The organism is Variovorax sp. OK605 (genome assembly GCF_900115445.1).
Taxonomy (GTDB): Bacteria; Pseudomonadota; Gammaproteobacteria; order Burkholderiales; family Burkholderiaceae_C; genus Variovorax.
Genome location: NZ_FOWL01000005.1, coordinates 263,934 through 289,066, shown reverse-complemented (window position 1 = coordinate 289,066; position 25,133 = coordinate 263,934). Strand labels below are relative to the sequence as shown.

Annotated in this window: 21 protein-coding genes; 17 read left to right on the top strand and 4 right to left on the bottom strand. The window is 70.7% G+C overall.

The features are described 5' to 3' along the window. The first annotated feature begins 6 nt into the window (after positions 1–6). The 12 genes from BM013_RS15615 (at position 7) to rrtA (ending at position 15,640) form a co-directional block, all read left to right on the top strand. On the top strand, positions 7–1,074 hold the full coding sequence (locus tag BM013_RS15615) for an inositol monophosphatase family protein (protein ID WP_093128503.1): 1,068 nt from the start codon (positions 7–9) through the stop codon (positions 1,072–1,074). Positions 1,075–1,076: 2 nt separating this feature from the next. Beyond that, positions 1,077–3,332, top strand: coding sequence for an FUSC family protein (locus BM013_RS15610; RefSeq protein WP_093128502.1), 2,256 nt, complete (start codon positions 1,077–1,079; stop codon positions 3,330–3,332). Beyond that, positions 3,332–4,423: a mechanosensitive ion channel family protein gene (locus BM013_RS15605; RefSeq protein WP_093128500.1), complete on the top strand. Its 1,092-nt coding sequence runs from the start codon at positions 3,332–3,334 to the stop codon at positions 4,421–4,423. The genes BM013_RS15610 and BM013_RS15605 overlap by 1 nt, the downstream gene beginning before the upstream one ends. 127 nt (positions 4,424–4,550) lie before the next feature. After that, positions 4,551–5,069: a sigma-70 family RNA polymerase sigma factor gene (locus tag BM013_RS15600; RefSeq protein ID WP_093128499.1), complete on the top strand. Its 519-nt coding sequence runs from the start codon at positions 4,551–4,553 to the stop codon at positions 5,067–5,069. Beyond that, on the top strand, positions 5,066–6,058 hold the full coding sequence (locus BM013_RS15595; RefSeq protein ID WP_256221519.1) for a FecR domain-containing protein: 993 nt from the start codon (positions 5,066–5,068) through the stop codon (positions 6,056–6,058). Before BM013_RS15600 ends, BM013_RS15595 begins: the two co-directional genes overlap by 4 nt. 227 nt (positions 6,059–6,285) lie before the next feature. Continuing rightward, positions 6,286–8,916 carry a TonB-dependent hemoglobin/transferrin/lactoferrin family receptor gene (locus BM013_RS15590; RefSeq protein WP_093128497.1) on the top strand — a complete coding sequence of 877 codons (2,631 nt, stop codon included), beginning with the start codon at positions 6,286–6,288 and terminating at the stop codon, positions 8,914–8,916. Positions 8,917–8,986: 70 nt separating this feature from the next. Next, on the top strand, positions 8,987–11,101 hold the full coding sequence (locus BM013_RS15585; protein ID WP_177225480.1) for a choice-of-anchor tandem repeat GloVer-containing protein: 2,115 nt from the start codon (positions 8,987–8,989) through the stop codon (positions 11,099–11,101). 83 nt (positions 11,102–11,184) lie between these two features. Then, on the top strand, positions 11,185–13,173 hold the full coding sequence (locus BM013_RS15580) for a hypothetical protein (RefSeq protein WP_143098277.1): 1,989 nt from the start codon (positions 11,185–11,187) through the stop codon (positions 13,171–13,173). A 43-nt stretch (positions 13,174–13,216) separates the two neighbouring features. Next, a complete protein-coding gene (locus tag BM013_RS15575; protein WP_093128494.1) occupies positions 13,217–13,825 on the top strand; it encodes a biliverdin-producing heme oxygenase in 609 nt (202 codons plus the stop codon). Beyond that, the gene (gspN, locus tag BM013_RS15570) at positions 13,822–14,634 is read left to right on the top strand and encodes a type II secretion system protein N (RefSeq protein WP_093128493.1); all 813 of its coding nucleotides are present in this window, start codon (positions 13,822–13,824) and stop codon (positions 14,632–14,634) included. Before BM013_RS15575 ends, gspN begins: the two co-directional genes overlap by 4 nt. After that, positions 14,631–15,056, top strand: a complete 426-nt coding sequence (locus tag BM013_RS15565; protein ID WP_093128491.1) for a YbaN family protein — start codon at positions 14,631–14,633, stop codon at positions 15,054–15,056. Before gspN ends, BM013_RS15565 begins: the two co-directional genes overlap by 4 nt. Next, a complete protein-coding gene (gene rrtA / locus BM013_RS15560; RefSeq protein WP_093128729.1) occupies positions 15,053–15,640 on the top strand; it encodes a rhombosortase in 588 nt (195 codons plus the stop codon). Before BM013_RS15565 ends, rrtA begins: the two co-directional genes overlap by 4 nt. Before the next feature lie 136 nt (positions 15,641–15,776). Here rrtA and BM013_RS15555 read toward each other — a convergent pair whose 3' ends face one another. After that, positions 15,777–16,121: a hypothetical protein gene (locus BM013_RS15555; RefSeq protein WP_093128490.1), complete on the bottom strand. Its 345-nt coding sequence runs from the start codon at positions 16,119–16,121 to the stop codon at positions 15,777–15,779. Between the two features lie 194 nt (positions 16,122–16,315). Here BM013_RS15555 and BM013_RS15550 point away from each other — a divergent pair, with 194 nt between their 5' ends. After that, positions 16,316–17,026 carry a response regulator transcription factor gene (locus BM013_RS15550; protein ID WP_093128489.1) on the top strand — a complete coding sequence of 237 codons (711 nt, stop codon included), beginning with the start codon at positions 16,316–16,318 and terminating at the stop codon, positions 17,024–17,026. Continuing rightward, positions 16,992–19,031, top strand: coding sequence for a sensor histidine kinase (locus BM013_RS15545; RefSeq protein WP_093128487.1), 2,040 nt, complete (start codon positions 16,992–16,994; stop codon positions 19,029–19,031). Before BM013_RS15550 ends, BM013_RS15545 begins: the two co-directional genes overlap by 35 nt. 16 nt (positions 19,032–19,047) lie before the next feature. On the opposite strand, the gene BM013_RS15540 is transcribed toward BM013_RS15545, so the two are convergent. Both BM013_RS15540 and BM013_RS15535 read right to left on the bottom strand, forming a co-directional pair. Further along, positions 19,048–20,304 carry a DUF418 domain-containing protein gene (locus BM013_RS15540; RefSeq protein ID WP_093128485.1) on the bottom strand — a complete coding sequence of 419 codons (1,257 nt, stop codon included), beginning with the start codon at positions 20,302–20,304 and terminating at the stop codon, positions 19,048–19,050. Next, positions 20,301–20,837, bottom strand: a complete 537-nt coding sequence (locus tag BM013_RS15535; RefSeq protein ID WP_093128484.1) for a hypothetical protein — start codon at positions 20,835–20,837, stop codon at positions 20,301–20,303. Before BM013_RS15535 ends, BM013_RS15540 begins: the two co-directional genes overlap by 4 nt. Before the next feature lie 168 nt (positions 20,838–21,005). Here BM013_RS15535 and BM013_RS41230 point away from each other — a divergent pair, with 168 nt between their 5' ends. After that, a complete protein-coding gene (locus BM013_RS41230; RefSeq protein ID WP_177225479.1) occupies positions 21,006–21,776 on the top strand; it encodes a hypothetical protein in 771 nt (256 codons plus the stop codon). Between the two features lie 76 nt (positions 21,777–21,852). On the opposite strand, the gene pcaQ is transcribed toward BM013_RS41230, so the two are convergent. Further along, entirely contained in the window at positions 21,853–22,791 is a 939-nt protein-coding gene (gene pcaQ, locus BM013_RS15525; RefSeq protein ID WP_093128482.1) for a pca operon transcription factor PcaQ, read from the bottom strand. 153 nt (positions 22,792–22,944) lie between these two features. Here pcaQ and BM013_RS15520 point away from each other — a divergent pair, with 153 nt between their 5' ends. Beyond that, positions 22,945–23,970 carry a Bug family tripartite tricarboxylate transporter substrate binding protein gene (locus tag BM013_RS15520; RefSeq protein WP_093128481.1) on the top strand — a complete coding sequence of 342 codons (1,026 nt, stop codon included), beginning with the start codon at positions 22,945–22,947 and terminating at the stop codon, positions 23,968–23,970. A 144-nt stretch (positions 23,971–24,114) separates the two neighbouring features. Next, a complete protein-coding gene (locus BM013_RS15515) occupies positions 24,115–25,101 on the top strand; it encodes a Bug family tripartite tricarboxylate transporter substrate binding protein (protein WP_093128479.1) in 987 nt (328 codons plus the stop codon). The last annotated feature ends 32 nt before the right edge of the window (positions 25,102–25,133 follow it).

Genomic DNA, 25,133 nt, shown 5'->3' with positions numbered 1-25,133 from the left:
AATCCAATGTCGTCCCCCAACCTGCATCCCATGCTCAATGTGGCCGTCAAGGCCGCACGCGCCGCCGGCGCGATCATCAACCGCGCTGCCCTCGACGTCGAGTCCGTGCGCATCTCCCAGAAGCAGGTCAACGACTTCGTCACCGAAGTCGATCACGCCAGCGAGAAAGCGATCATCGAGACGCTGCTCGGCGCGTACCCGGGGCACGGCATCCTGGCCGAGGAATCGGGCACCGAGCACGGCGCCAAGGATTCCGACTACGTCTGGATCATCGATCCGCTGGACGGCACCACCAACTTCATCCACGGCTTCCCGGTGTACTGCGTGTCCATCGCGCTGTCGGTGCGCGGCAAGATCGAGCAGGCCGTGGTCTACGACCCGAGCCGCAACGACCTGTTCACCGCCACAAAGGGCCGCGGCGCCTACATGAACGACCGGCGCATCCGCGTGTCCAAGCGCACGCGCCTGAACGAGTGCCTGATTTCCACCGGCTTCCCGTTCCGCACCGGCGACAACTTCAAGCAGTACCTGGCCATCATGGCGGACATGATGCCCCGCGCGGCCGGCCTGCGCCGCCCCGGCGCCGCCGCGCTCGACCTGGCCTACGTGGCCGCCGGCTTCACCGACGCCTTCTTCGAAACCGGCCTGAACCCCTGGGACGTGGCCGCGGGTTCGCTGCTGGTCACCGAGGCCGGCGGCCTGATCGGCAACTTCACGGGCGAGCCCGAGTTCCTCGAGCAGCGCGAATGCCTGGCCGGCGCCCCGCGCATCTACGGCCAGCTGGTGCCGCTGCTCGCCAAGTACTCCAAGTTCGCCAACGTCGACGACAAGCTGCGCGCCAGCGACCGCGTGCGCGCCGTGTCCGCCTCGACCAAGGCCAACGCGGAAGACGCATCGGTCGACCTGTACGCCCGCAGCACGGTGCCCGACTTTGCCGACGAGACCGCCGAAGGCGCTGAAGGTGCCGCGCCCGCCCCCGCCGCGGCGCCCGCGCCCCGCAAGCTCACGCGCATTCGCCGTGACGCGCCCCCCGCCGCCGGTGCCCGCTCCGAGGGCGACACGTCCGCCAAGTGACGATGCTGGGGCCCCGCGCCGCGCCCCGGGTTCGCGAAGCTCTGCGCATTGCGCTGAGCCACTACGTCGCGAGCGGGCTGACCGTGGCGCTCGGCCTGCTGTTCATCTCGGGCGGCATCCACCTGTGGCTGGGCACCCTCGCGGCCTCGGCCGCCGCCACCGGCGTGATCGTCACCGCGCCGCCCGACCTGCCCGGCCCGCGCCGCGGCAAGTTCTTCCAGATGCTGCCGGCGCCGCTCATCGGGCTGCCGCTGTTCTTCGCGGTGCAGATGCTGCACACCGCGCCCATCCGCCTCGGGCTGCTGCTGGTGCCCGCCACCTTCATGGCCTTCCTGGCCATGGCCTGGGGCAAGCGCGGCATCCCGATCGCGATCGCGGTGATGTTCTCGATGGTCTTCTCCATGGCCACGCCGGCACCCGGCGGCATGGCCGACGCCCTGCAGCGCACCTGGGAGTTCGGGCTGGGCGCGGGGCTGTACGTCATCTGGGCCACGCTGGCCAACCTGGCGCTCAACGGGCGCTTTCGCACGCAGTCGGTGGCCGACGTGCTGTATTCGCTGGCCGCGCTCATGCGCACCGAGGCCAGCCAGTTCCTGCCGCAGGACGAGACCCGCGACGTGCGCGACACGCCCGCGCCGCTGCTGGGCCAGCTGCTGCGCGAGCAGGCCGCGCTGGCCGACCAGCTGCAGGCCACGCGCGACATCGTGCTGGAGTCGCCGCGCACGCCGCGCCGCCAGCGGCTGGCCGCCATGCTGGTGATCGTGCTCGAGATGCGCGACCAGCTGCTGGCCAGCGAGCTCGACCTCGACACCCTGCGCGCCCACCCCGCGCATGCCGAGGCGCTCATCGAGATGCGCACCGTGCTCGAGGAACTGTCCGACGAGACCATCGCGCTGGCCGACGCCCTGCTGCTGCGCCGCCAGCCCGACGCCGTGGCCGACCGCCGCCCGCGGCTGGCGGCCATCCACGTGTCCGCGGACGACAGCGCCAATGCGCTGGGCGGCACCGGCGGCCACATCGGCCCCACGGCGGCCATGCTCGCGCGCGGGCTGGCAAGCCGCATCGGCCACATCAACGACGAGGTGCTGCGCCTGTCGGCCATGGCGCGCGGCGACGCCGAGCCCAACCTGGCCGTGGTGCGCGCCAACTGGCAGATGTTCGTGAGCCCGACCGACTGGTCGCTGCGCCCCTTCTTCACGCTGTGGCGCTGGGACCAGCCGCCGCTGCGCCACGCCATTCGCGCCGCGCTGGCCATTGCCGCGGGCTACGCCATTGCCGTGTCGATGCCGTGGGGCTCGCACGACTACTGGATCCTGCTGACCATCGTGGTGGTGCTGCGCGGCAGCCTGTCGCAGACGCTGGAGCGGCGCAACGCGCGCGTGGCCGGCACGCTGCTGGGCTGCGTGCTCGCGGTGGGGCTGCTGTCGGCGCATCCGTCGGCGCTGATGCTGCTGGTGATCGTGACCGTGGCGCAGGCCATTGCACACAGCTTCGCGGTGCGCCGCTACCTCATCACCGCGGTGGCGGCCACCGTGCTCGGCCTGGTGCAGGCGCACCTGCTGAACGTGGGCGTGGCGCCCATCTTCGCGCTGTTCGAGCGCATTGCCGACACGCTCATCGGCGCCACGCTGGCCTGGGGCTTCTGCTACGTGCTGCCTTCGTGGGAGCGCACGCAGATCCCGGCGCTGGTGGCGCGCGTGCTCACCGCGCAGGCGCGCCATGCGCGGCTGGCGCTCGGCCTGGGCCAGCTGCAGGCCGTCGACAGCAGCCCCGAACTCGAATGGCGCCTCGCGCGCCGCGAGGCCTACGACAGCCTCTCCGCGCTGGTGCAGGCCACGCAGCGTTCGCTGTCCGAACCGCGCGCGGTGCAGCCGCCGCTGGAGCCGCTGGAGCACCTGCAGGCCCACAGCTACCAGCTGCTCGCGCAGCTGAGCGCCGTGAAGTCGATGCTCGTGCTGCGGCGCGACCGCCTCACGCCGGGCGAAGTCGAAGGGCCGATCAGCCGGACTTCGCAACGAATCGAAGCCGCCATCGGAACTCTGCCCACCACCGGGCCCTCTCACCCCGAGAGCCCGGGTTCGACCACCGTCGGCGGTCCGATCCCCTTGCCTGACCCGTTCGACAACGACATCAGCCCCTGGCTGCTGCGCCGGCTCGATCTGGCCACGGCACTCGCCACGCAGCTGCGCGACGACGCAGCGCGCATTCTTCAACCTCTGAACGAGACAACGGAACAAGCAAAGACGACCACCGCCTGATGATCAAAGAGATACTCGCCCACCCCTGGTTCGGCACATGGGTTGCCGCCCTGATCGCAGTTCCCCTTTCTCTTCTCGCCCACCGCATCGGCGGCCTTGTGTTGAGGCGGATCACCCGCCCGGCCCCGACGATCCACACGATGGTGGTCAATTGCAACGCCGCGGCGCGCTTCGTGCTGCCGCTGGTTGCGCTCAATGTGGTGTGGCAAGGCGCGCCCGACGACCTGCGCTTCATCGGCAACGTGCGCCATCTCACCGGCCTGCTGCTCATCGCGTCGACCACCTGGCTCGCGGTGAAGGCCATCAGCGGTTTCGCCGACGGCGTGCTCGCGCAGAACCCTTCCGACATCGCCGACAACCTGCAGGCGCGCCGCGTGCTCACGCAAACCCGCGTGCTCGCGCGCACCGCCGCCACGGTGGTGCTGGTGGCCGGCGGCGCCATGATGCTCATGACCTTCCCCGGCGCGCGCCAGGTGGGTGCGAGCCTGCTGGCCTCGGCGGGCGTCATCGGCATCGTGGCCGGCCTGGCGGCCAAGCCGGTGTTCAGCAACCTCATTGCGGGGCTGCAGATTGCGCTGGCGCAGCCCATCCGCATCGACGACGTGCTGGTGGTCGAAGGCGAATGGGGCCGCGTGGAAGAGATCACCGGCACCTTCGTGGTGATGAAGATCTGGGACGAGCGCCGGCTGATCCTGCCGCTGACCTACTTCATCGAGAAGCCGTTCCAGAACTGGACGCGGCATTCCTCGCAGCTGCTGGGCGCGGTGTTCGTCTACGCCGACTACGGCATGCCGCTCGCGCCGCTGCGCGAAGAGGCCGAGCGCATCGTGAAGGCCGCGCCCGAGTGGGACGGCCGCTTCTTCAACCTGCGCGTGACCGACGCCACCGAGCGCACCATGCAGATCCGCGTGCTGTGCACGGCCGCCACCTCGGGCCTGGCCTTCGACCTGCGCTGCAGCGTGCGCGAGGGGCTCATCGACTTCATGCAGCGCGAGTACCCGCAGTTCCTGCCGAAGATGCGCATCGAGACCGACGGCCCGCAGGAGCGCGAGCAGCCGAGGGCGATGCCCGGCATGGCCTCCATCGGCTGAATCGGCTGATCGCCTGAATCGCCTGAATCGTCAAAAAGGCCTGACCGGATTGCGGAGAAAGCTGAAAGCAAGCAGATAAGAATCATTCTCAACTATCATTGAGAATTCCTTCTTACAGCTTGCTTCCATGCTCGGCGCGTCTTCCCCCTCGCAGGACCTTTTGCATTCGCTCTACAGCGAAAACCAGCGGTGGCTGGTCCAGTGGTTGCGCCGCAGCACCGCCAGCGTCCATGAAGCCGCCGACCTGGCACAGGACACCTTCGTGCGGGTCGTGCAGCGCTGCCCCGACGAGATTCGCGAGCCCCGCGCCTTCCTGGCCACCATTGCGCGCGGCGTGCTCATCGACCATCGCCGCCGCATGGCGCTGGAGCGCGCCTACCTCGAGATGCTCGCGCGGATGCCCGAGGCCTGCGCGCCGTCGCCCGAGGAGCGCGCCATCGCGCTGCAGACGCTGGAGCAGCTCGACCGCATGCTCGACGGCCTCGGCAGCAAGGCCCGCAGCGCCTTCCTGCTGGCCCAGCTCGACGGCCTGCCCCACCGCGAGATCGCCTCACGCCTGGGCGTGACCGTGAGCTCGGTCGAGAAGTACATCGCCGGCGCGTTCCGCCACTGCTACCGCATCGCCTACCAGGACGGCGCGGCGTGAACACGAGCGCCGAGGCCGAATTCAGCGCCGGTCCCGACGACACCGTCGTCGGCCAGGCCATCCACTGGCTGATGCGGCTGCAGTCCGGCCAGGCCTCTCCTTCCGACTGGCAGGCCTTTCGCGACTGGCGCGAAGCGCGCACCGACCATGCCGTGGCCTGGGAGCGCCTGCAGGGCATCCAGGCCCGCTTCACCGAGCTGCCGGCGCAACCCACGCGCACCGTGCTGGAGAACGCCCGCAAGGACGTCACCCGCCGCCGCGCCATGCGCACGCTGGGCGTGGTGCTCGGCGGCGGCGTGGTGCTGTGGCTCGTGCGCGCGCAAGCCCCGGCGGATTCCCTGCTGGCCAGCTACGGCACCGGCGTGGGCGAGCAGCTGCGCGTGGCGCTGGACGACGGCAGCATGCTGGTGCTGGGCTCGTCCACGCGCGCCGACGTGCGCTTCGACGCGAACGAGCGCCGCATCCTGCTGCGCCAGGGCCGCGTGATGGCCACCACCGGCGCCGACGCCGACGTGGCGCAGTCGCGGCCCTTCTTCATCGAGACCGGCCACGGCCGCGTGCGTGCGCTGGGCACGCGCTTTTCCGTTTCGCTGGGCGCCGACGGCAGTGAAGTGCAGGTGTTCGAGGACGCCGTGCGCATCCGCCCGGCGGCCGGCACGGCCACGCGCACGCTCGAGGCCGGCCAGCGTGCCTGGTTCGACGCGCAAGGCGTGCACGACGCCGGCCCGCTCGAGGCCGACGCCGACGCCTGGGCCGACGGCCTGCTGGTGGCGCGCGAGATGAAACTGTCAGACCTCGTGGCCGAGCTCGCGCCCTACCGCCGCGGGCGCCTGGCCTGCGACGCCGACGTGGCCGAGCTGCGCATCTCGGGCGTCTTCAGCCTCACCGACACCGACCGCACGCTGTCGCTCGTCGAGAAGACGCTGCCCGTGCGCGTGGCCACCGCCACCCGCTACTGGGTCACGCTGAAGGCCAGGGCGCCGCGCTGAGCACGCCGGGAGCGCGCCCCGCGGCGCGCTGAACACGCCGGAACGCGCCGCGCGGCGCGCCGTCCCCACCCTCGCTGAAATTCTTTTGCCGGTCCGTTGCGGATTCGCGCATCTCGTTCGACCTATTCCACAGAGCGGCTCGAAAGCCGCCGCACTTTCCGAGTTCACGGACCCCACGGCAGTCGCCACCCCGTTCAGCCACGAAGGGCTTACCAAAGGATCCGCAGATGTCTTCCCCCCGCCCGCCGCACGCCCGTGGCGAGCCTCGCCATTCCCTGCTCGCGCTGGGCATTGCCGCCGCGCTGTGCACTGTCTCCCACGGTGCAGCGCATGCGCAAGCCGGCGCTGCCCCCTCACCTGCACCGGCGCGCGCCGCCGCCGGCGCGGCCCTCAGGACCTACAGCATCGGCGCCGGCCCGCTCGACGACGCGCTGCAGCGCTTCGCGCGCCAGGCCGGCGTGCTGATCTCGTTCGACCCCGCCGTGGTGCGCGGCCTGCGCACCGACGGCTTCAACGGCGAGGCCAGCGTGGCGGGCGTGCTGGGCGCGCTCATTGCGCCGCACCCGCTGGCCGCGCAGAGCGACGGGCCCGACGCGTGGCGCATCCGCGCGGCGCCGCGCCCGGTGGCGCCGCCCGCCGGCGGCATGCCCTCGGCCTCGGGCGGCGACCTGCCGCCGGTGGTGGTCACGGCCGACCGCGACGCGCGCCAGCGCGCGTACGACACGCCGGCCTCGGTGGCCGTGATCACGCGCGAGGACATGGACCGCCTGCCGCCGCGCAACACCAGCGACGTGCTGGCCGACGTGCCGGGCCTGTACACCTCGCAGGGCCGCGACAACCCCGGCGTGTCGGTCAACATGCGCGGCCTGCAGGACTTCGGCCGCGTCAACGTGATGATCGACGGCACGCGGCAGAACTTCCAGCAGAGCGGCCACGGCTCCAACGGTTCGGTCTACCTCGACCCCGAGCTGCTGGGCGGCGTGGACATCACCAAGGGCGCGAGCTCCACGGTGGGCGGCGCCGGAATGATCGCGGGTATCGTCAACTTCCGCACGCTGGAAGTGGACGACATCGTGCGCGAGGGCCAGACGCTGGGCGCGCGCGTCAACGCCACCTCCGGCACCAACGCCTACAGGTTCGCCGGCAGCACCGCGCTGGGCATCAAGGCGAGCCCCGACGTCGACGTGGTCATGGTCGCCAGCCGCAAGAAGATGGGCATGTTCGAGATGGGCCAGCGCGGCTCCATTGCCGACAACGAGGGCCTGGACAAGGTGGTGCACGGCGTGAACCGCCTCACCGAGCAGGACCAGAGCTCGGCGCTGCTGAAGGGCACCTGGCGCTTGGCGCCGGGGCAGCAGGTCAAGCTGAGCTACGTGGGCTTCGACGCGAAGTTCGGCGAAAACAGCGACAGCGGCGTGGAGGCCGGCGGCGGCGCCATGATGAACCACGTGCGCAGCGACACCCTGTTGGGCAACTACAACTGGAAGCCGGCCGGCAACCCGTGGATCGACCTCGCGGCCAGCCTCTACTACACGCGCACCAGCAACAAGGCACACCGCGCGGCCGGCGGCCTGCTCGACGGCAACGAATACAACCTGCAGTACCAGACCAGCACGGTGGGCGGCACGCTGCAGAACAGCTCGGGCATGAAGCTCGGCCCGCTGGACGCCGTGTTCAAGACCGGTGGCGAGTTCTTCCAGGACAAGACCGACCCCAAGGCCCAGTCGCTGAGCGTGGGCGCCGACGCCGGCACCACCGCGCTGTACACCGGCGCCACGCCCGCGGGCACGCGCACCGTGGCCAGCCTGTTCGGCGAACTCAGCCTGCTGCGCGGCGACTGGCTCGAAGTGACCGGCGGCATGCGCTACGACTGGTACGGCCTGCAGGGCAGCGGGCGCATGCGCGTGGGCTCCATCGCCAACCCGGCCGGCGTGCGCCCCGCCACCACCGCGCTGTACACCAACTTCGAGACCGACCGCCACAACGGCGCCATGTCGCCGAAGATTTCCATCGCGGTGAAGCCCGTCGAGCAGGTGCAGCTGTTCGCCAACTTCGGGCGCAGCATGCGCCCGCCCGCGCTCACCGAGACGCTGCTGTGGGGCCAGCACGTGGGGAGCCTGTTTCCGTACTACCCCAACCCCAACCTGTTCGCCGAACGCGCGCGCACCTGGGAGGTGGGCAGCAACGCCAACTTCAGCGACCTGCTGGCGCGCGGCGACAAGCTGCGCATGAAGGCCGCGTGGTTCAACAGCCGCGTGAACAACTACATCACGCAGGCGCGCGTGATGTCGCCCATCAGCACCGCGGCGGGCGGCACCTTCGGCCCGTATTCGTACGTGAACCTGGACGACCCGTTTCGCAACCGCGGCCTCGAGCTGCAGGCCGACTACGACGCGGGCACCGTGTTCGGCGGCATCAGCTACACGCACCTGATCGTGGACACCGGCACGGGCGGCTACGACCCGTTCCCGCTCGGCAGCCTCACCGGCTACCCGGCCAGCGGCACGCTGGGCAAGGCCAACGGCGCCAACATCCAGTACGTGCTGCCGCCGCGCAAGAACCTCAGCGTGACGGCGGGCGTGCGCCTGCTCGACGGCAAGCTCACGGTGGGCGGGCGCATGAGCTTCCAGTCGCCCAGCAACAACCGCAGCAGCTGGACCGCCGACAACGCCGAGACCTACAACGGCAAGGCCTGGCACCTGTACGGCCTGTGGGCCAGCTACGAGATCAACAAGCACCTCACGCTGCGCATGGCCGTGAACAACCTGCGCGACCTGAACTACGCCGAGATGCAGGGCGCCGCGTACTTCGCCGGCCCGGGGCGCACGGCCACCGTGACGCTGTCGGCCCGGTTCTGACACCGCCGCAACCCCCTTGCGCTTCGCTTTTTCCCTTCTTTCCATTTCCTTCTTGCGAGATCGAATCCGTATGCATTCCCTTGCCCCGAAACTTGGCGCCGCGCTCGCCGCCGCCGCCACCACCGCCGCCATGGCCGCGGTGGTCGCCGGTGCCGCCTTGGCACCGCCCGCCCTGCACGCACAGACCCGCGTGGCCGGCGTCACGTTCACCAGCCTCGCCTCCTTCCGCCCCGCGGGCGACGACGTCACCACGCCCGACGGCACCGTCGGCTGGCCCGGCGCGCGCAACCCCACGGCGCCGCCGCTGTATGCGCTGCGCCCGGGCACGACCACGGGCCACCTGTACGGCGGCTTCCTCGGCAGCGGCCTGGTGGGGGGGCGCCCGTTCCTGTACACGGCCACGGGGCTCTACAGCATGCAAGCCGGCGTCTCCATCTACGAGCGGCTGCCCTACGACGTGCTGAGCGACCTGCAGGGCCGCGTGAGCAGCACGCCCGTGCAGGCCAGCGACGGGCGCATGTACAGCGTGATGACCAGCACCAACGGCGAAGCCAACGCCGGCAAGAACGCGCCGAGCAACTACACCTACTCCGCCACCGTCGGGCTCGGCCTGCTGGTACGCACCGACGCCGACGGCACGCACGCGCAGGCACTGCGGGCCACCATCGGACAGATGCACTCGCCCAACGGCGCGCTGGTGATCGACGCCGACGACAACCTGTACGGCATCGACAAGGGGCCGCAGGGCAACGGCCGCATCTTCAAGCTCGACCTGCGCAACACCGGCGCCGCGCTGCAAACGCTGCACACCTTCCCGGCCGGGCCCAACGGCATGAAGCAGGTCGCCAACGACCTGATCATCGGCAGCGACGGCGTGCTCTACGGTGTCACCGCCTACAACCGCGGCCTGCCGCTGCACGCGACCACGCCCACCGCCACCGACACGCCCACCGGCACCGCGTACCGCATCGACCCGAAGAACGCCGCCTCCTTCAAGCTGCTGCACACCTTCACCCTCGCGGAGGGCGAAATCAACGTGCTGGACAACGCGAGCGACGAAGGCTTTCGCCACTACCCGAGCGGCCAGCCGTTCGTGACGGGCGATGCCGGCGAGGCCACGCTGCGCAGCATCGGCAGCGGCCAGCCGGCCGCCCTGTCGTCGCTGGTCGACGGCGGCGACGGCTACCTGTACGGCGGCACCTCCACGGGCGACTGCTACCACTACATCAGCCCCCCGGCCGTGACGACCGGCCTTCGCTACATCTCGCGCGACAGCCCGCTGTGCGGCTTCCGCTCGTGGACCGGCACCACCGGCACGCAGCACACCACCCCGTACCCGCACTACGACGGCCCCAAGCCCTTCGGCACGCTCTACCGCATCGCCAAGGACGGCAGCGGCGGCCTGCAACTGCTGCACACCTTCAGCGACAGCGACGGCGCCACGCCGCGCGGCCAGATGGCGCTGGGTGCCGACGGCGCCATCTACGGCACCACCCTGTCCGGCGGCGGCAACGTCTGCATCAACCTGGCGACGCGCAACGCGGAAGTGGGCTGCGGCACCATCTACCGCATCAAGCCCAGGTCGATCACGCTCGACGGCAACGGCCAGGCCGGCAATGCCGGCTTCGAGGTGGTACACGTCTTCTCGGGCAACGACGGCCGCGTGCCGCTGGGCATCCGCACGGGCGCCGACGGCCGGCTCTACGGCGTGACCTCCATCGGCGGCAGCTACACCAACAGCACGGGCCAGGTCGTGCCCACGCCCTACGGCACCGTGTACCAGCTCTCCACCGACGGCGGCCCGGTCGCGGCCAGCGCCAGCCTGATCGCCAGCCCGGTGCAGTTCAACGCCGGCGGCAGCACCACGCTCACCTGGACCACCAGCAACGCCACCAACTGCTCGGCCGCCTCGTCGGCGGGCGACTGGAAGGGCCCCGTCGACACCTACGGCAGCCTGGTGCTCACGCCCAAGGCCGGCACCTACCGCTACACGCTGACCTGCAACGTGAACGGCTCCGCCGCCGGCGCGCAGGTGTCGGCCACCACCACGATCTTCGTGGGCACCGTGGCCACGGCCGAAGACGGCAACCTGGTGAGCTACGGCAACGGCGGCGGCGGACCGGTGTCGCCGCTGGCCCTGCTGCCGCTGGCCGGCCTGTGGTGGCTGCGCCGCCGGCGCGACTGATGCGCCACGCCCTTTCCACCCTTTCGAGCCTTTCCGGTTTCATCGTCCATCGATCAACGCCCTCGCGGGCAACGAGAAATTCCATGCGTCACCCTTCCCGATTCGCCCTGCAAGGCAGCGCGCTCGTGCTCGCACTCGCGGCCGCCGGCTACAGCAGCGCCCTGCTCGCACAAACCGCAACCACGGCCACCACCTCCGGCTTCAAGCCCGAAGTCCTCGCCCGCTTCACCGGCACCACCGGCGCCGCCATCGGGGCCATGCCCACCTCGCCGCCCCTGGTGGGCAAGGACGGCCGGCTCTACGGAACCACCAAGCTCGGCGGCCCGTCGATCGGCCCCTTCAACTTCACGGTACAGGGCACCGCCTACAGCGTGCCGGCCACCGCGAGCGGCACGCCGGGCCATTCGTCGGTGCTGCTCGGCAACCTCGGCAGCGCCAGCTCGACGTTGGCGCAGGACAGCGCGGGCACCTTGTATGCCGGCGCCGCGTTCTCCGAATACAACAACGTCAACAACGCGCTGCTCGGCGCGCCCGTGATGTTCACGCTCAAGCAGGGCGTGCCGGCCGCGTGGACGCAGCCCAGCCTGAGCGACACCTACCAGAAGGCGATCAGCCCGCGCGGCCAGCTCGCCATCGACGACGCGGGCAACGTGTACATCGGCTCCAGCGAATCGTCATCGCGCTGCGTCGCCGGCACCACGCAGAACCAGCTCTGGCGCGTGACCCCGGCCGGCGTGTTCCAGCGCGTCGTCGACTTCTGCAAGTTCATCGACGCGTCGGCCAGCGCGCAGCTCCACCACAAGGGCGGTGCCTCGGTGTCGCACGTGTGGAGCCAGCGCGACCAGGCGCTGTACGCGCTGACCTCGGTCACCGCCACCGGCGTGTTCGACCCCACGGCCACCTCCGACTACCTCGGCCGCTCGGTCGGCACGCTGGTGAAGATCGGCAAGGCCGCGCTGGACGAAGGCGCGGCGAACAACGGCGTCATCGACACCGGCAAGGTCGAGCTGCTGCACACCTTCCTGCGCGGACGCGACGGCGAGCCCGCCGCCACCAGCGACCGGCTGTCGGGCGTGGTCGAGGCGGGCGACTGGCTCTACGGCACCGGCTACTCGAACAACCCGACCTCCTCGAACGTCCCCAGCTCCGAGGTCTACAGCGGCACGGTGTGGCGCGTGAAGAAGAACGACCCGTCCTCCTTCAAGGTGGTGCACAGCTTCCGCGGCACCGGCACGCTGGCCGCCGACGGCACGCCGGACGGCGACGGCGGCACGCCCTACGGCCCGATCGTGTTCGCCGCCGACGGCAACATCTACGGCACCACCAAGCGCGACGGCACCATGGTGTACCGCTCCGGCACGGGCGTGGTCACGCCCGTGGGCGCGGGCACGCTGTTCCGCATTCGCGTGGGCACGGCGGGCGACCATTCGGACGACGTGTACGAGGTGCTGCACCGCTTCGACTCCGCCACCGAAGGCGCGCGCCCGGTGGGCCTGAGCGCGGGCAGCGCCGCCAACGGCATGCAGAAGCTGTACGGCGCCACCGCGTACGGCGGCTCGGGCCAGGTGCTGAACACCGCGTCGCCGGAAGGCGGGATCGCGGGCAGCGGCACGGTGTTCTCGCTCGACGTGCCCGTGTCCAGCGTGAGCTTCACCACACCGCTGACCGCTTCGGCCAGCAGCGTGCGCGCCGGCGACACCGTGCGCCTGAGCTGGGACGCGGCCAACGCGACCGCGTGCACGGCCGGCGGCAGCAACGGCGGCGCCTGGCTCGGCGCGCAGCAGACCCGCGGCAGCGAGGTGCCGGTGGTGCTGCGCACGGCGGGCAACAACACGCTCACGCTGAGCTGCCAGAGCGACAGCGGCGGGCTGGCCGCCACGTCCAGCGTGGCGGTGACCGTCACGGCGGCCAGCGCCACCACCACGCCCGGCACGTCCACCGGCGGCACCACGGTGACGGGCATCAGCCCCGGCGCCGGCCGCAGCGAAAGCGGCGGTCCGCTGAGCGCGTGGCTGCTCGCGCCGCTGGCCGCGCTGGCGGCATGGCGTGGCCTGCGCCGCGGCCCGCGCTGATGCGGACCCAAGCTTCTTTCTAGAACCCACTCCCACAACGACCATGACACCTTCGCACATTCCCGGCGCGCTCCCCGCGCACGCCCTGTCCCAGCGCCTGAAGACCGAAACCGCCGTGCAGCACGAGCGCATGCACCGGCTCATGGCGCAGGCCGATCCGTTCGCGAGCCGTGCCGCCTACGCCCGCTTCGTGGCCGCGCAGTACCTGTTCCAGCGCGACGTGGAGCACCTGTTCGCCGACCCGGCCCTGCAGGCCGCGGTGCCCGACCTCGACACGCGCGGGCGCCAGGAAGCCTCGCTCGCCGACCTGGCCGACCTGGGCGCGGCGCCGCCGCAGGACGATGTCGGTAGCACGGGCGCCACCATGCCTGGCGCGCTCGGCTGGCTGTACGTGTCCGAAGGCTCCACGCTGGGCGCGGCCTTCCTGTTCAAGGAGGCCCAGCAGAAGCTGCAGCTCGACGCGCAGTTCGGCGCGCGCAACCTCGCGGCCTACCCCGAGGGCCGCGCGCAGGCATGGCGGCGCTTCGTCCAGTCGCTCGACGCGCTGCCTTGCGACGACGCCGGCAAGAACGCCGTGGTGGCCGGCGCGAACGCGGCCTACGACCGCTTCGGCGCGCTGCTGGCCACGCACTTCGAACTGCCCGAGGAATGAAACGCTGGGCGGTTCTGGGCGCCGTGTGCGGTGCGCTGGCCATCGCCGCGGCGCAGTGGCCGGCCGCATGGGCCGTGGCCGGCGCCGCCTCGCGCGCCAGCGGTGGGCGCGTGCAACTGGCCGACGTGCGCGGATCGGTCTGGAATGGCTCGGCCGTGCTGGTGCTCTCGGGCGGCCCCGGCAGCAACGACGCGCGCGCACTGCCGGGCCGCGTGGCGTGGCAGGCGCGGCCTTCGCTGCATGCGGCGGGCGACGACGGCATGGCCCCGGGCCTGCGCATAGCCATCGCCCAGGACTGCTGCCTGCGCGAGCCGCTGCGCCTGGGCGTGCGCGCGCACGCCGGCGGCGTGGAAGCCCACGTCGGCGCGCTCGACTGGCAGGTGCCCGCCAGCCTGCTGCAGGGGCTGGGCGCGCCGTGGAACACGCTGGGCTTCGAAGGCGGCCTGCGGCTGCAGGCGCAGGCGCTGCGGTGGCAGCGCGGCCAGGGCGGCAGCCGGCTGCAAGGGCAACTGGCGCTCACCGCCGAGCGCATCTCTTCGCGCATCGCGCCGCGCCGCTCGCTGGGCAGCTACCGCCTCGAGCTCGACGCGCAGCCGCCGCAGCGCGGCGGCCAGCCCGGGCGCACCACGCTCCAGCTGCGCACGCTGCAGGGCATCCTGAAGCTGGCGGGCGACGGCGAATGGCTGGCGGGCCAATTCCGCTTCCGCGGCGAGGCCCGGGCCCAACCTGGTGAAGAATCGGAGCTGGCGAACGTGCTGAACCTGATCGGCAACCGCCAAGGCCCCATCACCCTGAGAGTGCTGCGTTGAAGCCAGTTCCCCGACCAACCTCCCCGCTCACGCGGGCCCTGCTGTACGGCTTTGCCGTGCTGTGCCTGGTGCTGGGCCTCATCGGCGTGGTGCTGCCCGGCATGCCGACCACGGTGTTCATCCTGATGGCCGCCTGGGCGGCGGCGCGCAGCTCGCCGCGGCTGCATGCGTGGCTGCTGAACCACCGGCTGTTCGGCCCGCTGCTGCACAACTGGGAGAACGGCCGCACCGTGAGCCGGCGCGCCAAGTGGAGCGCGACCATCACCATGGCCGTGTGCGCGGTGATCGTGTCGTTCACGGCGCACCGCCCGTGGCTCGCCGTGCTGGCCATCGGCTGCATGGCGACGGTGCTGGCGTGGCTGTGGTCGCGGCCACCGCCACCGCCGCCACCTCAAGCGTCACCGCCTCCTTCTTCTGCGTGACAGCGAACGCTGTTCAATGGCGCGCGCCGCTTGCGCTGGCCGCGCTGCTGCTGTTGCTGCAGGCCGGCGGCGAGCCGGTGCGCGAGGCGCTGCGGTACGAGCGCGGTGCCGTGCTGCACGGTGAGCTGTGGCGGCTGTTCACCGCGCACGCGGTGCACCTGGGGTGGACCCACGCGCTGCTGAACACGGCCGGGCTGCTGCTGTGCGCGGCCCTCGCGCCCGCATCGCTCGCGCGCCTGTCCTGGCCGCGGCAGGCGCTGTACCTGCTGGCGCTCGCCGGCACCGTCTCGCTGATGCTGCTGCTCTTCTCGCCGCACGTCGGCAACTACGTGGGGCTGTCGGGCGTGCTCTACGGCCTGTTCGCGTGCGTGCTGTTCGCGCAGGCCCGCCGGGGCGGCCGGCCGGAGGCCGCGGCGCTGTTACTGCTCGCCGCGTGGGTGGCGTGGCAGTGGCTGGCCGGCCCTTGCGCGCAGGAGGAGCGATGGATCGGCGGGCGCATCGTCGCCCAGGCGCATCTCTACGGGCTGCTGGGCGCGGCCGGCTTCGGGGCGGCGATGGCGTTCAGGGCGCGGCGACCGGCGTGATCCTGCGGATCTTGTGGAGAAGAAGACATGAACTGCGCTCGGCAAGCTGGGGGGGAACAGCCAACGAATGGTGAAAACTCGTCAACAGTTCGTCTGCCGCTGTCCGTGGCGACGGGGCCCGTTCACACCAGTCTCTTCATCCCCTGTGCGCGAAGCCGAACCGCACCAGGAACAGCTCGGCGCGCGCCAGCACCCAGCCCGCGGCCAGCTCCCATTGCGACGCCGGGGCCCAGTGGTGCACCTCGGCGTCGCCGGTCGCGCACAGGCTCACGCTGCCGGTGGTGGCCACACGGTGCCCGCCGCCTTCGGCCAGCACCGTGCGCACCGGCACCATGGTGTCGGCCAGCCACAGCGGCGGCCCGTTCACCGTCACCTCGCCCTTGTGAACCAGGAGTTGCGTGCCCGCGCGCAGCGTGGTGTGGAACGACTCACCGGCATGCAACACGGTAGTGATCGGTTGGAGCTTGGAATGAAATGTCATCTGGGCCACCTGCCTTTGGAAGCGGTTGAACGAGCGAGGGAGGCGGCCCTCGCAGCCACGCGACGGGATCGCGATGCGGCGGATTGTTCCGGCTGCGCGGCCGGCGGTCTGTCGCTATCCATAGCTACCCCTGCATTCCAGTGAGCGCGGCAGGTCACATTCGGTGACAATCCGCTTCTTCCCACTGGCAAGCCATGCTGAACCCTTCCGCGCCGTCACCGATACAGGTCGCCTTCGTCGAAGACGAACCGGTCTTTGCGGACGCGCTTTCGGCTGCCATCCGCGAGGCGCCCGGCATGCAGCTGCACAGCGTGGCGCGCAGCCGGCGCGAAGCGGGCGCCATGCTCGACCTGCCGGCGGCGCACGTGCTGGTAGTCGACCTGGGCCTGCCCGACGGCTCGGGCGTGGAGGTGATCCGCGCGGCGCAAGGCGCCTGGCCCGACTGCACGGTGATGGTGAGCACCGCCTTCGGCGACGAGGCGCACGTGCTGCAAAGCCTCGAGGCCGGCGCCACCGGCTACCTGGTGAAAGACAGCTCGCCCCACAACATCGTCGAAGAGATCCGGATCGCGCACGCCGGCGGCAGCCCTCTCAGCCCGCTGGTCGCGCGGCGGCTGCTCGCGCGTTTCAAGCACAGCCTCTGCGCCACCGCGCCGCAGGCGGCCCCGCTCGGCGTGAGGCCCGAGGCGCCGCTGCCGGCCGAGCAGGCGCAGCTGTCGCCGCGCGAGCGCGAAGTGCTGGAGTACATCACCAAGGGCTTCAGCTACGAGGAGATCGCCGGGCTCATGGCGGTGTCGCGCAACACGGTGCTGAGCTTCGTGCGACGCATGTACGCCAAGCTCGAGGTCCGTTCGCAGCTGGAAGCCATTCATGAAGCCCGCAGCCAGGGCCTGCTGGCGCCCTAGCCGGGCCCTTGCGGCTTTGCTGCTCTTCGTCGCCGCCTTCTGCGCCGCGGCGCAGGGCGACGCAACGCTTTCCACGCACCAGTTCACGCAGGCGCGCGTGCTCACGCAGTTCGGCGTCACGCCGTCGGACGAACCGCCGCGCCGACTGGAGGCTGCCCTGCTCGCCGGTGCCGCAGAGGGCACCAGCAAGGCCAATTGGCAGGAGGTCGCCCTGCCCTACACCTGGCCGCGCGCGGTGTTGCCCGACGCCACGGCCGGGCGGGCCGCGCGGGCGCCGTGGCAGGTGACGTGGGTCGAGTTCGACCTGCGCGGCCTGAACGGCCTGAGCGGCCTGAGCGCCCTGAGCGCAGCGCAGGCCGAAGACGCCTACCTCTACCTGCCGCGCTGGCAGACCATCGGCCGCATCGCCGTGTACGCGGACGACCGCCTCATCTACCGCTCGAGCGGCGACGTGGTGTGGAACAGCTTCAACTTCCCGCTGTGGATGCCACTGGACGGCGACGGCGCCGCCAGCACGCCGCTGCCGTCGGTGCTGCGCCTGCGCATCGAGAGCCTCACCAGCGCGGGCGGCGCCGTGTCCAGCGCGTGGGTCGGCCCGCGGCCGGCGCTGGAGTCGCGCTACCAGTGGCGCAGGCTGCTGCAGTCGCGCATCTCCGAGATCATGAGCTTCGCGGTGATGGGCCTGGGCCTGTTCGCGCTGCTGGTGTGGCTGCTGCGCCGCCGCGAGAGCATCTACCTGCTGTTCGCGGTGTACACGCTCTTCATGGCGCTGCGCGGGCTGCACTACTACATGGGCGTCGAGCCACTGCCCATTCCCTCGGCGTGGTTCGGCTGGATCACAGTGAACTCGGTCAACGCGCTGCTCGTGACGTGGTACTTCTTCGTGGCCACGCTGGTGCCGAAGGCGCCGCGCTTCGTGGGGCGCGCGCTGCTGGCGCTGCTGGCGGTGTCGTGGATCGTCACCATGCCGGCGCTCGCGGTGTTCCCGCCCTTCGAAGCGATGGCGCCGCTGTCGTACCTGCTGACCATCCTGGCGGGCCTGCCCGCCGTCGTCACCATCGCGTGGGTGGCGTGGCGGCAAGGCTCGCGCGAAGGCATCCTCGCCTCGTCGGTCGGGCTGGTCGACCTGCCCGTGGCCATTCACGACTGGCTCATGCAGAACTACATGGCCAGCCCCGAGGACGTGTACCTCTGGCCCGTGTCGACCACCGCGCGGCTGGTGATGTTCATCTACATCATCCTGCGGCGCTACGTGGGCGCGGTGGACGAGGTCGAGCAGGCCAACGTGCGCCTGGCCGAGCGCCTGCGCGAGCGCGAGGACGAGCTGGCCGCCAACTACGCGCAGCTGCGCGAGGTGCAGCAGCGCGAAACCCTGAGCCGCGAACGCCAGCGGCTCATGCAGGACATTCACGACGGCATGGGCTCGCAGCTGATGAGCGCGCTGAAGGTGGCCGAGGCCGGCAAGCTCAGCGAGCCGCAGATGGCGATGGTGCTGCGCGAGTGCATCGACGACCTGAAGCTCACCGTCGACTCGCTCGAGCCGGTCGAGGCCGACCTGCTGCTGCTGCTGGCCACGCTGCGCTACCGCCTGCTGCCGCGGCTGATCGACGCCAACCTGCGCCTGCGCTGGGAAGTGGCCGACGTGCCGCCGCTGATGTGGCTGGACCCGCGCAGCGCGCTGCACATCCTGCGGATCCTGCAGGAGGGCATCTCCAACGTCATGCAGCACGCGGGCGCCACCGAGCTGCGCGTGGCCACGCGCGAGGAAGCGCTCGGCGTTTCGGTGATCCTGCTGGACAACGGCCGCGGCTTCAGCCCGCGGCCCGAAGGCGCGGCGGGGCGCGGGCTGTCGAACATGGTGCGGCGTGCGCGCGCGGTCGGCGGCGAGGTGACGTGGGAAGCCACGCCAGACGGCACGCAATTCAAGCTGTGGCTGCCGCTGCGCCAGGAGCACATGGACGGCCTGGCCGACTCGACCTTGTCGATGCCGGCCACGCTGGCCTGACGGCGAACTTCGCGCCCTATGTGCCTGAAGCGGAAGCAGGAGAGCCAGGCACAGGCCTGCGCCGCATCGGCGGCAGCGCGAGATTCGTGAACGCGCGCAGCAGCCACTCGACCGGCCCGTAGGCGAAGCGGCGCATCCACCAGCGGCTGAGCACCAGCTGGCACGCGAAGATCGCGAAGGCGACGGCCGTGGCCGCGATCGGGCCGACCGTGCCGATCCACCGCAGCCCGTAGGCCAGGAAGATCCACGCGCACACCATCGACTGCCCCAGGTAGTTCGACAGCGCCATGCGCCCCGCCGGCGCGAGCACGCGTTCGAGCACTTGGCCGCGCGGCGTGAGCATGAACAGCACCAGCGCCGAGGCGTACGCGGCCGAAAGAAACGGTGCCGTCAGCAAGGTGGCCGAGAGCCCGTAGAACTCGCGCACCGAGCTCTCCAGGCGAATCGACGGCCAGGCATACACCGCGGCCCCCGGCAGCCCGACGGCCAGTCCCCAGAACAGCAGCCGCCTGAACAACGCGCGGTGTGCGCCCGCGTTCGCGAACAGTCCGCGCCGCCCGGCGATGAAGCCGGCAAAGAACATCGCGAGCGCCGTCGGCGCCTGCACCAGCCCCGTGATCCACCAGATCTGCAGCAGCTCGCGCACGTGCTGCGCGATCACCGTGGCAGGTGTGCCGCGGTAGGCCGCGAGCGCGGCAACGGCCTCGGCATAGGCGCCACGCGTGTCCATCGGAATGCCGGCCTTCACCAGCAGGTAGCCGATGCCGCCCCACAGCAGCGAGGTCACGAGCACCAGCCCCGTGGCGAAGCGCGCCAGCAACACATCGCTGCGCCGCCGCAGCATCAGCAGGACCGCGCCGATCACCGCGTAGGTGGTGAGGATGTCGCCGTGGTACAGCAGCACCGCATGCGCGAGGCCGAGCACCCACAGGCCCAGCAGCCGGCGCGCCATGCGCGGCGCAAAGCGCTTGCCGTCGCGCTGCGCCGACTGCATCTGCAGCGTGAAGCTGTAGCCGAAGAGAAACGAGAACAGCAGGTAGAACTTGGTCTCGAAGAAGAAGGTGCGCACGAACGACGCCGTGCGCTCGGCGAGCGACAGCGCCATCGGGTCGGGCACGCTCGCGCCGTAGTAGGTCGACGAGAAGGTGGCGATGTTGACCACCAGGATGCCCAGCAGCGCGAAGCCGCGCAATGCGTCGACGAGCGACTGGCGCTGCGCCGCCGCGTCCGCGTCGTGCAATGCCTGCGCCGGCTGCGTGGGCGGGGTGCTCATCCGCCGGCCAGCAGCGCGTCGATGTGCGCCCGCGCGCCCTCGTCGTCCAGCGCCTCGCGCGGGTTGATGCGCATGTCGAACGCCTGCAGGCACCGGTCGAGCTCGCCCAGCGCCGCCTCGTCGTCCTTCACGCAGAGGATGTAGGCGTTCTCGAAGGGCAGCAGGTCGACCAGCCGCAAGCCATGGGGCTTCAGCGCCGAGTTGATGTGCTCCAGGAATGGCAGTTCGTACTGCAGCATGGAGGGGTCGATGCTGGCCTGCGACCAGTCGACGTCCTGCATGAGGTCGATGACGAAGTTCACGTTGCAGGCCGACAGGTCCAGCCCGGCGAGCGGGCGCAACGCGGGCACGCCGCCGAAGTATTCCTTCCACTCCTCGTAGACGACCAGGCCCTGCTGTCCGAGCTGGTCCGCGAGCCAGTGCAGCACGTCGAGTTGCGCGCTGCCCGGCGGGCGTTGCGCGCGCAGCGGCTGCGGGTCGAGCAGGGGAACGCAGCGCGCCAGCGCGTCGATGAGGTTGTCGATTTCTTGCATGTGTGGTGTGAACGATGAGCGCGGCTCGCGCGAGGGTGGACCGCGAACTCTAATCGCACGCGCGACGCGCGCACCGCCAAAGACCGTGGCCGGTTCAGCACGCGCCGATCGCCGATACTCCTGCCCTTTTTGAAAAATCGCCGCACCGACGGCAAGAGGGAGAAGCACATGATTTTTGTCTGGTCTGGCCTGGGGTTCCTGGTGATACCCATCGTATTCGTCACCTCCATGGCGGTCACGCTGGTGCTGGAGAAACTGCTGGGCGTCATCGGGCACGGCGAGTGGCTGACGACGGCCATCGGGTTCGGCATTCTGGCCGGCGCCGCGGCCAACTGGTTCATCGGCAAGAAGCTCAACAGCACGCCGCCGCGCGAGCTGATCGATGCAAAAACCAATGAGACGGTGCTGCTCTACAAGCGGCACAAGTTCTTCTGGATTCCGATGCAGTACTGGTCGTTTCCGGTGGTGGCCGTCTCGCTGATCGTGCTGTTCTCGCAGTCGGGCCACGCGGCGCCGCCGGCCCGCGGCAACAGCCTGCCGCCCCTGCAGGCGCTCGTCGAATGCAAGGGTGCGGCCAGCGGCATTGCAGCCTATGCCGACAAGCTCGAGGAAGGCACGCTCGCCGGCTGGGCGAAGAACCCGGAGCTCAGCGCCTTCATGTCGGACGTGTGGCGCATGCCCAAGCCCATGACCGTCACCGTGGCCGGCCTGCAGGCACGGGACGTGCGCTTCGGCAGCTACGAGCTCGGCAACTACGCCGTGCACGCCGTGACCGAGACCACCGACCTCGACGCCATTGCGCGCCAGCTCGGCCTGCGCGGCGTCGACGGCCGCGGCTTGGCGCGCGAAGCCGGCAAGGGTGCGTGGATCGTGGCGCGCCAGTTCAAGGGGCGTGTCGAAGTGGGTTGCGAGTACCCGAACCCGCGCATCGCGGGCTGAGCACGCGGCGCACATCTCAAGCGATCTCAGGCGATCTCAGGTCACCTCAGGTCACCTCAGGTCGCATCAGCCCCCGTCAGGTCTTTCGGGCGCCGACGATCGCGCGGATTTCCTCGATCAGCAAGCGCGCGCCCTCGGCGATCTCCCCGGCCCCGCTGTTGCGCCGCACGGTGAGCCCCACCGGCCCTTCGGTGCTCGCGGTGTCCAGCGCCACGCGCTTCAACTCGCCGCGCGCGAGCAGCCCTTCCACCGCGCCCTGCGGTGCGAACCACACGGCCTCCGAACGCTGCAGCAACCCGAGCGCGAAGCTCGTGTCGGTCGCTTCCACCAGCTGGTTGGGCAATGCGAAGCCTTGCGCGATGAGGAAGGCGTCGGCCGTGTGCCGTATCAGCGTGCCCGACACCGGCAGCACCAGCGGGTAGGCCGCCAGCGCGTCCAGCGTCGGCTTGCGCCGCGCCGCCAGCGGATGGCCGGGCCGCACCACCAGCCGCAGCGGCTCGCTGTACAGGTGCTCGAACGCCAGGTCGGCCATGGCCGAGGCCTGCGCGAGGCGGCCCAGCACCAGGTCGATCTCGCCCTGGCGCAGCTGCGTCATCAGCTGCGCGTTGGTGCCGCTCACCACGCGCACGCGCAGCGACGGGTGCGCCGCGTGCAGCCGGGCCACGGCCTCGGGCAGCAGCTCGCCCGCCACGTTGGGCAGCGCGCCGACCACCACGCGCAGCTGGTCGGCGTCGGGCTGGTCCATGGCCAGGCCCATGCCTTCGCGCAGGCCGCGCAGCGCCGAGACGGCGTGGCGCACCAGCACCTCGGCCGCGGGCGTCAGCTCGACGCCCCGGCGGCGGCGCAGCAGCAGCTGGCGGCCGACGATTTCTTCGAGCTCCGCGATGGTCTTGGACACGGCCGGCTGCGTGAGCGACAGCGCACGCCCCGCGCGCACCAGGTTGCGCTCCTGCGCCACCATCACCAGGCACTGCAGGTGGCGCAGCTTCAGGCGCGCAAAGTTCATGGCTGACATGGCGGTTCCATCTGGAGAGGCATCGTTGAAATATAACGAGAGGGAATACCTGGCGGAAGAGCTTTCAGTTGTGCCCGCCCGGCCACCCTTCTAGAGTTGCCGTCCATGCTGCCCCGTACCGGCATGGCGGCACCGAACCACAAAGAGAGACACATGACCACCGGCCACCTGATGACCACCTTCGGCGGCGCCCGCCGCCGCCTCGCCCTTGCCGCCGTTGCCACCGCAGCGGCCTGCGCTGCGCTGTCGCTGGCCGCGCCGGCCGCGGCGGCGGACGCCCCTTCCCCCGCCTACCCGGCCAAGGCCGTGAAGTTCCTCACCAACTTCCCCGCCGGCGGCCCCATCGACATCCTGGGCCGCGCGCTGGCCGACGCGCTGCAGAAAGACCTGAAGCAGCCCTTCATCGTCGACAACCGCCCCGGCGCGGGCGGCAACATCGGCGCCGACCTGGTGGCCAAGAGCCCGGCCGACGGCTACACCGTGCTGCTGGGCATCGACAGCACCTTCACCATCAACCCGCACCTGTACCCGTCGATGCCCTTCGCGGCCAAGGACCTGAAGCCGCTGATGGTGTTCAGCTCGTCGGGCCTGAGCTTCGGCGTGGCCTCCAGCGTGAAGGCCAGGACGCTGCCGGAGTTCATTGCGCAGGCCAAGGCGGAACCCGCCACCTTCAGCTCGGCCGGCAACGGCAGCCCGGGCCACATTGCCGCCGAGATCTTCGCGAGCGACACCGGCGCCAGGATCACGCACGTGCCCTACAAGGGCAACGCGCCGGCCGTGCTGGCGCTCATGGGCAACGAGGTGCAGGCCGGCATCCTGGCCACGCCGGGGCTGCTGCCGCAGGTGCAGTCGGGCAAGCTGCGCGCGCTGGCCGTCACCGGCAAGCAGCGCTCGCCGCTGCTGCCCGAGGTGCCCACCGTGGGCGAACTCGGCCTGAAGGGCCTGGAGTTCGAGGTGCTCTACGTGGCCATGGTGCCCGCCGCCACGCCCGAGCCGGTGATGCAGACGCTGCGCCAGTCGCTGCACAAGGCCATGGCCCTGCCCGAGATCAAGACGCGCCTGGCGTCGCTGGACATGGTGCCCCTGGCCGAGACCGGCGCCGCCGCCAGCGAGCACCTGGCCGGCAACCTCGCGCGCTACGGCCGCATCGTGAAAGCAACAGGCATGAAGGTCGATTGAGCCGCACGTAACGCCTTCGGGTTAACCCCGGCAATGGTTGATTTGATCAATCGAATGCCGGGTCTACAGAATCGTCGGCAACCGCGAACCTCGCGGCCACACTCACAGGCCAACACCCTGAACGACGACAAGGAACCGACCATCATGCTGCCGACCCGCCCCCTCTCCCGCCGCCTTGTTGGTTTGCTGGCCATTGCCGGCGCCGTGGCCTGCCTGGCCACCAACGCCGCCGCGCAGGCCAAGCTCGACAGCCCCCTGCACCTGGTGGTGGGCTACGCACCGGGCGGCGCCACCGACCGCGTGGCGCGCATCGTGGGCGACAAGCTCGGCGCCAAGCTGGGCGTGGCCGTGGTGGTCGACAACAAGCCCGGCGCGGGCGGCCGGCTGGCCGCGCAGCAGGTGAAGATCACGCCCGCCAACCAGAACGTGCTGATGCTCGCCAACCCCGCCGTGATGGTGGTGGCGCCGCTGGTCTTCAAGGACAACAACTACGACGCCGAGCGCGACTTCGTGCCCGTGTCGCACGTGAACGACTACAACTTCGCGCTGTCGGTCTCGCCCACGCTGCCCGTGCGCGAACTGAGCCACCTGCTCGCCTGGATGCGCGCCAACCCCACGCAGGCCAACGTGGGCGTGCCCGCCACCGGCAGCCTGCCGCACTTCTTCGGCCTGATGATGGGCGAGAAGGCCAAGGTGCAGACACAGGTCATCGGCTACCGCGGCTCCGCGCCGCTGCTGAACGACCTGATCGGCGGGCAGGTGCCCATTGCCGTGGACACCGAAGACGTGGTGCTGCCGCAGCACGCCGCGGGCAAGCTGCGCGTGCTGGCGCTGTCGGGCGCCAAGCGCTCGCCTTTCGCACCCGACATTCCCACCTTCAAGGAAGCCGGGCTCGACCTGTCCGCCACCGGCTGGAACACCTTCTTCGCGCCCAACAGCATGCCCAAGGCCAAGGTCGAGCAGCTGGCCACGGCCATCCGCGAAGTCATGCAGGACCCCGACACCCAGCGCAAGTTCAAGGACTCGGGCATGACCCCCGTGGTGAGCACGCCCGCGCAGACCGCCGCCATGCTGAAGGCCTACCGCGCGCAGTGGGCGCCAGTGGTGCAGAAGTCGGGCTACCAGCCCTGATCAAGCCGATCGCCTAACAACAACCAGACCAG

What these genes read in the sequence shown, in the direction of transcription:
- BM013_RS15615 (WP_093128503.1), top strand. Translation starts at nt 7, where the DNA reads ATGTCGTCCCCCAACCTGCATCCCATGCTCAATGTGGCCGTCAAGGCC.
- BM013_RS15610 (WP_093128502.1), top strand. Translation starts at nt 1,077, where the DNA reads ATGCTGGGGCCCCGCGCCGCGCCCCGGGTTCGCGAAGCTCTGCGCATT.
- BM013_RS15605 (WP_093128500.1), top strand. Translation starts at nt 3,332, where the DNA reads ATGATCAAAGAGATACTCGCCCACCCCTGGTTCGGCACATGGGTTGCC.
- BM013_RS15600 (WP_093128499.1), top strand. Translation starts at nt 4,551, where the DNA reads ATGCTCGGCGCGTCTTCCCCCTCGCAGGACCTTTTGCATTCGCTCTAC.
- BM013_RS15590 (WP_093128497.1), top strand. Translation starts at nt 6,286, where the DNA reads ATGTCTTCCCCCCGCCCGCCGCACGCCCGTGGCGAGCCTCGCCATTCC.
- BM013_RS15585 (WP_177225480.1), top strand. Translation starts at nt 8,987, where the DNA reads ATGCATTCCCTTGCCCCGAAACTTGGCGCCGCGCTCGCCGCCGCCGCC.
- BM013_RS15580 (WP_143098277.1), top strand. Translation starts at nt 11,185, where the DNA reads ATGCGTCACCCTTCCCGATTCGCCCTGCAAGGCAGCGCGCTCGTGCTC.
- BM013_RS15575 (WP_093128494.1), top strand. Translation starts at nt 13,217, where the DNA reads ATGACACCTTCGCACATTCCCGGCGCGCTCCCCGCGCACGCCCTGTCC.
- gspN (WP_093128493.1), top strand. Translation starts at nt 13,822, where the DNA reads ATGAAACGCTGGGCGGTTCTGGGCGCCGTGTGCGGTGCGCTGGCCATC.
- BM013_RS15555 (WP_093128490.1), bottom strand. Translation starts at nt 16,121, where the DNA reads ATGACATTTCATTCCAAGCTCCAACCGATCACTACCGTGTTGCATGCC.
- BM013_RS15550 (WP_093128489.1), top strand. Translation starts at nt 16,316, where the DNA reads ATGCTGAACCCTTCCGCGCCGTCACCGATACAGGTCGCCTTCGTCGAA.
- BM013_RS15545 (WP_093128487.1), top strand. Translation starts at nt 16,992, where the DNA reads ATGAAGCCCGCAGCCAGGGCCTGCTGGCGCCCTAGCCGGGCCCTTGCG.
- BM013_RS15540 (WP_093128485.1), bottom strand. Translation starts at nt 20,304, where the DNA reads ATGAGCACCCCGCCCACGCAGCCGGCGCAGGCATTGCACGACGCGGAC.
- BM013_RS15535 (WP_093128484.1), bottom strand. Translation starts at nt 20,837, where the DNA reads ATGCAAGAAATCGACAACCTCATCGACGCGCTGGCGCGCTGCGTTCCC.
- BM013_RS41230 (WP_177225479.1), top strand. Translation starts at nt 21,006, where the DNA reads ATGATTTTTGTCTGGTCTGGCCTGGGGTTCCTGGTGATACCCATCGTA.
- pcaQ (WP_093128482.1), bottom strand. Translation starts at nt 22,791, where the DNA reads ATGTCAGCCATGAACTTTGCGCGCCTGAAGCTGCGCCACCTGCAGTGC.
- BM013_RS15520 (WP_093128481.1), top strand. Translation starts at nt 22,945, where the DNA reads ATGACCACCGGCCACCTGATGACCACCTTCGGCGGCGCCCGCCGCCGC.
- BM013_RS15515 (WP_093128479.1), top strand. Translation starts at nt 24,115, where the DNA reads ATGCTGCCGACCCGCCCCCTCTCCCGCCGCCTTGTTGGTTTGCTGGCC.